Annotated in this window: 6 protein-coding genes and 1 pseudogene; 3 read left to right on the top strand and 4 right to left on the bottom strand. The window is 72.9% G+C overall.

Annotated elements, in window-relative coordinates; translation table 11 throughout:
- Positions 1 to 93: 93 nt before the first annotated feature.
- Positions 94 to 849 carry an endonuclease/exonuclease/phosphatase family protein gene (locus H0X00_RS20235; protein ID WP_367186710.1) on the top strand — a complete coding sequence of 252 codons (756 nt, stop codon included), beginning with the start codon at positions 94 to 96 and terminating at the stop codon, positions 847 to 849.
- 86 nt (positions 850 to 935) lie between these two features.
- Here H0X00_RS20235 and H0X00_RS20240 read toward each other — a convergent pair whose 3' ends face one another.
- On the bottom strand, positions 936 to 1748 hold the full coding sequence (locus H0X00_RS20240) for a hypothetical protein (protein ID WP_293774299.1): 813 nt from the start codon (positions 1746 to 1748) through the stop codon (positions 936 to 938).
- The gene (locus H0X00_RS20245) at positions 1745 to 2506 is read right to left on the bottom strand and encodes an alpha/beta hydrolase (protein ID WP_367186709.1); all 762 of its coding nucleotides are present in this window, start codon (positions 2504 to 2506) and stop codon (positions 1745 to 1747) included. The genes H0X00_RS20240 and H0X00_RS20245 overlap by 4 nt, the downstream gene beginning before the upstream one ends.
- 88 nt (positions 2507 to 2594) lie before the next feature.
- Between H0X00_RS20245 and H0X00_RS20250 the strand changes: the two genes are divergently transcribed.
- Positions 2595 to 3326 (top strand): 1-acyl-sn-glycerol-3-phosphate acyltransferase, encoded by a 732-nt coding sequence (locus tag H0X00_RS20250; protein WP_293774300.1) that lies wholly within the window; start codon positions 2595 to 2597, stop codon positions 3324 to 3326.
- Positions 3327 to 3338: 12 nt separating this feature from the next.
- Here H0X00_RS20250 and H0X00_RS20255 read toward each other — a convergent pair whose 3' ends face one another.
- Entirely contained in the window at positions 3339 to 4664 is a 1326-nt protein-coding gene (locus H0X00_RS20255) for a trehalase family glycosidase (RefSeq protein WP_293774301.1), read from the bottom strand.
- A 199-nt stretch (positions 4665 to 4863) separates the two neighbouring features.
- Positions 4864 to 6357: a glycerol kinase GlpK gene (gene glpK, locus H0X00_RS20260; RefSeq protein ID WP_293774302.1), complete on the bottom strand. Its 1494-nt coding sequence runs from the start codon at positions 6355 to 6357 to the stop codon at positions 4864 to 4866.
- 66 nt (positions 6358 to 6423) lie between these two features.
- Between glpK and H0X00_RS20265 the strand changes: the two are divergent.
- Positions 6424 to 6628, top strand: a pseudogene (locus H0X00_RS20265) (SAM-dependent methyltransferase); the annotation flags it as partial.

Consider the following 6628-nt stretch of genomic DNA (forward strand, 5'->3'; position numbering starts at 1 on the left):
GGCAGCGGGGCCGACAGCGGGGCCGGCAGCGGGGCCGACAGCGGGGCCGGCAGCGGGGCCGGCAGCGGGGCCGACAGCGGGGCCGCGTTCCGGGTGGTCAGCTACAACGTCCGCTCGCTGCGGGACGACGCGGACGCGGTGGTCGCCATCCTGCGTGCCCTCGCCCCGGACCTGGTCTGCGTGCAGGAGGCCCCGCGGTTCCTGTTCTCGCGGGCGAAGTGCGCTCGGCTCGCGCAGGCGGCCGGGCTGATGGTGCTGGCCGGCGGCAGGTCCGCGGCCGGCAACCTGCTGCTCGGTGGCAGCCGGGCCCAGCTGGTCTCCGCCTCGCGGTTCCGACTGCCCCGCTCCGGGCGGCGACACCGGCGCGCGGTCGCCGTCGCAGGGGTGGAGGTCGACGGCGTGCGCCTGACCGTGGCCGGCACCCACCTCTCCCTCGATCCACTGGAGCGCATGAAGCAGACCCGGAGGTTGCTCGAGGAGCTCACAGTGCCGGGTGGGGCGCCGGGTGGGGCGTCAGACGCCGATCACCTGGTGCTCGGCGCCGACGTGAACGACCTGCCGGGCAGCCCACCGTGGCGCTTGCTCGCGGGCGCACTGCAGGACGGGTACGCGACAGCACCGGCCGGCGGCGAGTTCTCCTTCCCGGCCCGGAACCCGAACCGGCGCATCGACGGGGTCTTCGTCTCAGCCGGCATCACCGTGACCGGCTGCGGCGTCCCGGAGCCCTACGCCGACCCGCGCGCCCGGGTCGCAGACCTGGTCGACCCCGCCGCGGCCACCGATCACTTGCCGGTGGTCGCCGACCTGGTCCTGCCTTCGCCCGAGCGCGCCACTGAGCGACAGGGTTGAATCCAGTGGGACGTGCGGCGGCCAGAAAGCGGTCCCACACGTCTCAACCCTGTCGCTGGGTGGACGGCGGGCGATCTGACGCCACGTCAGACGATAGCGCCGTCGTCGCTGTGGCCGGGGCCGTCGTCGGTCATCCGGTAGACCAGCGAGGCGAAGCCGCCGATGAACGCGGCGATCGCGAAGAAGGTGGCGTACGGGATCGGCGACCAGTCCAGGGCGGTGAACAGGATCAGGAAGAGCGGGCCGCCGATCACCCCGACCCAGGAGAGCTTGGTGTGCTTGTCGACCCGCGGCAGCGGCGGTGGCGGCGGCGGTACGTAGTGCTCATCGGGCTCCGCAGGCTCCACGGCCTTGGGGCCGGCGCCTTCGACCACGCCCCAGCCCTCGTCGTCCGCATCGTCGGAACTGTCATCCGGCTCGGCACGGCGCAGCACGCGCCAGGACCCGCCGGCGTTGGGGGTCTCGTTCTCCACGTCCTCAGCGGGCGACCACGGGGCGACCTGTTCGGTCCCGGTCTTGCCGTAGCCGGCGACGATGGCACGGAAGGCGGCCTCGAAGTCCTGCTCCTCCGGCTCGGGGGTCGCGGCCGGCGCCGGGGCGGTGACGGGGGCACTGTCGTCGCGGTCGCTCTCGTCCGGGCCGAAGTCGGCGCGGCGCGTCTGGAACACGTGGCGTGCGGTGTCGGTCGCGCCGGCGTCGACCCAGACCCGGTCGGTCGGGGTGTTCGGCAGCTGGATGTCCATGTACGGCCCGCGGATCCCGGGGGCGGGGGAGGCGTAGGCAGCCACACCTTCTTCGCGCAGAGCTTCGAGCAGCGCGTCGGCGAACTGCGGCTCCAGGTCCACCAGCGGCGCCCAGCGCTCTGCGGAAAGCCCGTTGTTGCGGTTGGGCGCGGTCACCCGGCGGTCACCGCAGGACGGATCCGGCGAACGAACGCGAGGCTCTCGGCGACGATCCGCTCGGCGTCGTTGTCCAGCGTCGCGACGTGGTAGCTGTCGTGCAGCACGATCTCGGTGACGTCGGTGGAGGAGACCCGGGCCAGCACCAGCCGCGAGCTCTCCGGCTCGACGACGTGGTCCTCGGTGCTGCGCAGCAGCAGCAGCGGCTGGGTGATCATGGGCAGGTCGGAGCGGACGCTGCCCCAGGCCTTGCGCAGCGAGTAGAGCGCGCGCAGCGGTACCCGGGAGTAGGCGAGCTCGGTGACGCCCGGCTTCTTGATGTCGCTGGCGATCCCGCCGAGGGAGGGGAGTACCCGTTGCAGCACGGGGAGGACCTTGAGGCGCGGGTCCAGCCCGATCACAGAGGGGTTCACCACGACGACGCCGGCCAGGTCCCGGCCGTGCTGCTCGGCCAGGCGCAGGCCGAGCGTGCCGCCCATGGACAGTCCCATCACGAACACGGCCTCACAGCGCTCGCGCAGCGCCAGGAATTCCCGCTCGATACAGGCGTACCAGTCGTCCCAGGTGGTCATGTTGGCGTCCTGCCACCGGGTGCCGTGCCCGGGCAGGCGGGGCAGCGCCACGGTCAGGCCGGCCCCGGCCAGCGCCTGGGCCCACGGCCGCATCGACTGCGGGCTGCCTGTGAACCCGTGGCACATCAGGGCGCCGACAGGTCCGCCAGCATGGTGGTAGGGCTCCGCTCCCGGCATGATCGGCACGAGGGGAATGGTACGTGCCGGACCCCTAGGCTCTCCTGTCGACGACCCCGGGCTGATGGCCAGGGGAGACCGGCGAAGGGAGGGTGCGGTGCTGTACTGGTTCCTCAAGCGCTTGGCGCTCGGGCCGGTGCTGCGGGTCCTGTACCGCCCGTGGGTCGAGGGTCTGGAGAACATCCCGACCGACGGTCCCGCGATCCTGGCCAGCAACCACCTCTCGTTCTCCGACTCCTTCTTCCTGCCGCTGGTGGTCTCGCGGCGGATCACGTTCGTGGCCAAAGAGGAGTACTTCACGGGCAAGGGGCTCAAGGGCCGGTTCAACGCGGTCTTCTTCCGCGGCGTCGGGATGATCCCGATGAACCGGTCCGGCGGGAGCGCCTCCGACGGAGCGATGAACGCCGGGCTCGAGGTGCTGCGCGAGGGCGGGCTGTTCGGCATCTATCCCGAGGGCACCCGGTCCCCGGACGGGCGGCTCTACCGCGGGCGCACCGGCGTCGCGCGGCTGGCGCTCAAGGCCGGGGTCCCGGTGCTGCCGGTGGTGATGGTCGACACCGACCGGATCCAGCCGCCCGGCCGGGTGATCCCGAAGATCGCGCGGGTCGGGGTGAAGATCGGCGCGCCGCTGGACTTCTCCCGCTACGAGGGCCTCGAGGAAGACCGGTTCGTCCTGCGTTCGGTCACCGACGAGTTGATGTACGAACTGATGTCGCTCTCCGGTCGGGAGTACGTCGACATGTACGCCACGACGGCAAAGGCCGCGGCGAGCAAGGCAGCGGAGAAGGCTGCGGCGAGCAAGGCGGCGGCGACCAAGCCCGCCGCGTGATCTGACGGAACGTCAGCCGAGCAGGTCGAGCACGAGCGCGGCGGTCCAGGAGAAGTCGTGGCAGCCGGCCCCGGCGCCGGTGTCGGCGTCGTAGTACTCGCGGAAGCCTTCGGCCCGCACGGTCTCCAGCAGTCCGCTGCGCAACGCCTCGGCGGCGGCGGCCGCGCCGTGGCGGCGCAGCCCGGAGATCACCAGCCAGGTGGTGTTGGCCCACGCCGGCCCGCGCCAGTAGCGCTGCGGGTCGAAGTCCGGTGAGGTGCGGTCCAGGGTCGCCAGCAGCCGCCCGTCGCGGTGCCCATTCCAAAACCGCGAGCTGTTCAACTGCGCGCAGGTGCGGGCCACCGCGTCGGGGGGCAGGCCCGGGCTGACCAGCGCGGCCAGGCCCGCCACCCCGGCCACCGGAATCTGCCGGCCGGTGCGTAGGTCGCGGGGGACGAACATGCCCAGCTCGGGGTCGTAGAGCCGGTCCGCGATCGCGGCGCCGAGGGCGAGCGCCCGGTCGCTGTGCCAGCGGGAGTTCGCCCCGATCACGGCGGCGATCCGGGCCAGTGACTCCTCGGACCAGGCGAACGCGGCGTTGAAGAGCGGGTCCTCGACGGCGAAGCCGTGGTCGGGCAGCAGATCGGCGTCGGAGTAGGACCGGTCCCGGTAGCGGCCGGCCAGGTCGATGTAGGCGGCGTAGTCGGCGTCACCGGGTCGTTGGGACGCCGGGACGTGACGCAGGTCGGCCCGCGCGGCCTGCACCGTCGCCCCGCCGGCGCAGGCCTCCCGCACCGCGTCGTCCCAGGCCGGGCTGTTGTCCATCCCGGACTCCCACGGGTGCACGATCGCGGCCAGTCCCGCCCCGCCCAGATTGCGCCGCGTCGCGAGGTAGTCGTGCCAGGCGCACAGCGGCTCGTACATCCGGCGCAGGAAGTCAGCGGCGGCCGGCCGGTCGGCGGCGCGACGGTAGACCTCCCAGGCGGCCCGGGCGTGCACCGGCGGCTGGACGATGCCGGAGGTGGGGCGCATCGGGATCACCGGCGAGTTGGGCGCCCAGAAGCGCGGGCCGGGGAAGTAGGCGTCGGCCGGGGTGTCCGGGTCGAAGACGATGTGCGGCACCCGGCCGTCGCGCCACTGTGCGCCGAACAGAGTGGCGAGCTCGAGCTGCGCGCGGTGCTGATCGACTCGAGCGAGGCCGATCGCGATGAACGCCGAGTCCCAGCTCCACTGGTGCGGGTAGAGCCGGGCCGAGGGCACCGTGTGCCGGCCCCGCCAGTTCGCCGCGAGCACCGCGCGGGCGGCTGCGCCCAGGTCCGTCCCGACCGCGGGTGCGGTCGGGGCGGGCAGCGTCTTCATTCCCAGACGTTAGGAGTACGCCCGACGTCCGGCAGCCGAATGCGCCGCGCGCAACACAGATGTTGCACAGGACTGATTCAGCTGCCCGGTTCGCCCGACTCTGTGCCCCGACACCTTGACCTGCGGATGACATCCGCAGCGACGTGACAACGGATGTCATCCGCAGTGACGTGACAACGGATGTCATCCGCAGCGGTGGTCAGGTTCCGATGGTCGCCCAGCCCTTGGAGCGGCGGACGGCCTCCCGCCAGCGGGCGTAGCCGGCGTCGTCGCGGGGGCCGGGGTCGAAACGGCGGTCCAGGCGCCAGGTCTCGGCCAGCTCCTCGCGGGTGCCCCAGACCCCGGCGCCGAGGCCGGCCAGGAAGGCCGCGCCCAGGCCGGTGGTCTCCAGGATCTCCGGCCGCTCGACGGGTACGCCGAGTTCGGTCGCCTGCAGCTGGCAGAGCAGGTCGTTGGCCGAGGCCCCGCCGTCGACGGTGAGCATCGGCACGGCCAGCCCCGCCTCGGCGGTCATCACCTCGACGACGTCGCGGATCTCGTAGGCGATCGCCTCCAGCGTGGCCCGGACCAGGTGGGCCCGGGTGGTGCCGCGGGTGATGCCGAGGATCGTGCCGCGGGCGTCCGGGTCCCAGTGCGGGGCGCCGAGTCCGGTCAGGGCGGGCACGAACACCACGCCGCCCGAATCCGGCACGGTCTGCGCCACCGCCGCGGTCTCCGCGGCCGAGGAGATCAGGCCGAGGCCGTCGCGCAGCCACTGGACCGCCGCGCCGGTGACGAAGATCGCGCCCTCCAGCGCGTAGGTCAGCGCGCCGTCCGGCGCCTGCCAGGCGACGGTGGTGAGCAGGCCGGCGTCGGAGCGCACCACGTCCGTACCCGTGTTGATCAGGATGAACGAACCGGTGCCGTAGGTGCACTTGGAGTCACCGGGGGAGAAGCAGGCCTGCCCGAACAGCGCCGCCTGCTGGTCCCCGGCGATGCCCGAGATCGGCAGCGTGAGGCCGAGAAACTCCTCGGGGTCGGTGCGCCCGACCTCACCGAAGGACGGCACCACCTCGGGCAGCGCGGACATCGGCACGCCGAGGAGCGAGCAGAGCTCGGAGGACCAGGCGCCGGCCCCGATGTCGTAGAGCAGCGTGCGGGAGGCGTTGGAGGCATCGGTCGCATGCACCTGACCCCCCGTCAGGCGGGCGATCAGGTAGGCGTCGACGGTGCCGATCGCCAGTGCTCCGTCGAGCACCCCGTCCCAGGTCCGGGTGTCGTGCTCGGCCAGCCAGGCCAGCTTGGTGCCGGTGAAGTAGGGGTCCAGGCGCAGTCCGGTCAGTTCGGCCACCCGGGGTTCGTGCCCGGCCGACTTCAGCCGCTCGCAGATCGCGGTGGTACGCCGGTCCTGCCAGACGATCGCCGGGCGGGGCGAGGAGAGCCGCTTGCGGTCCCACACCACCGCGGTCTCCCGCTGGTTGGTGATGCCGATGCACGCCACCGGGTCGGTGCCCGCCGCCGAGGCCGCGTCCAGGGCGGTCCGGCAGGCCCGCAGGGTGGCTTGCCAGATCTCCTCCGGGACGTGTTCGACCCAGCCCGGCTCCGGGAAGTGCTGCGGGAACTCGGAGTAGGCACGCGCGGCCACCCGTCCGTCGGTGGTCACCACCAGGGCGGTGACGCCCGTGGTGCCTGCGTCGATCGCGAGTACGGCCATGGCGCAAGACCCTAGGGTGATCACCACCGACACCCCCGGCCCGGCCCAGCACGGTAAGGAGGCCCGATGCCCGACCTGACCCGAGCCCGCAGCTCGGTGCGCACGGCCGTGGTGTGGGAGGCCCTGCGCCCGGCGCTCGACGACCTGCTCTCCGGTAAAACCGCCGCCGGCCGGACCGAGCTCGACGTGCTGGACATCGGCGGTGGCACCGGCGGTTTCGCCGTCCCGCTCGCCCAGGCCGGGCACCGGGTCACGGTGCTCGACCCCAGCC

Origin of the sequence: Sporichthya sp. (assembly GCF_013815995.1) — a bacterium.
Classification (GTDB): Bacteria; Actinomycetota; Actinomycetes; order Sporichthyales; family Sporichthyaceae; genus Sporichthya.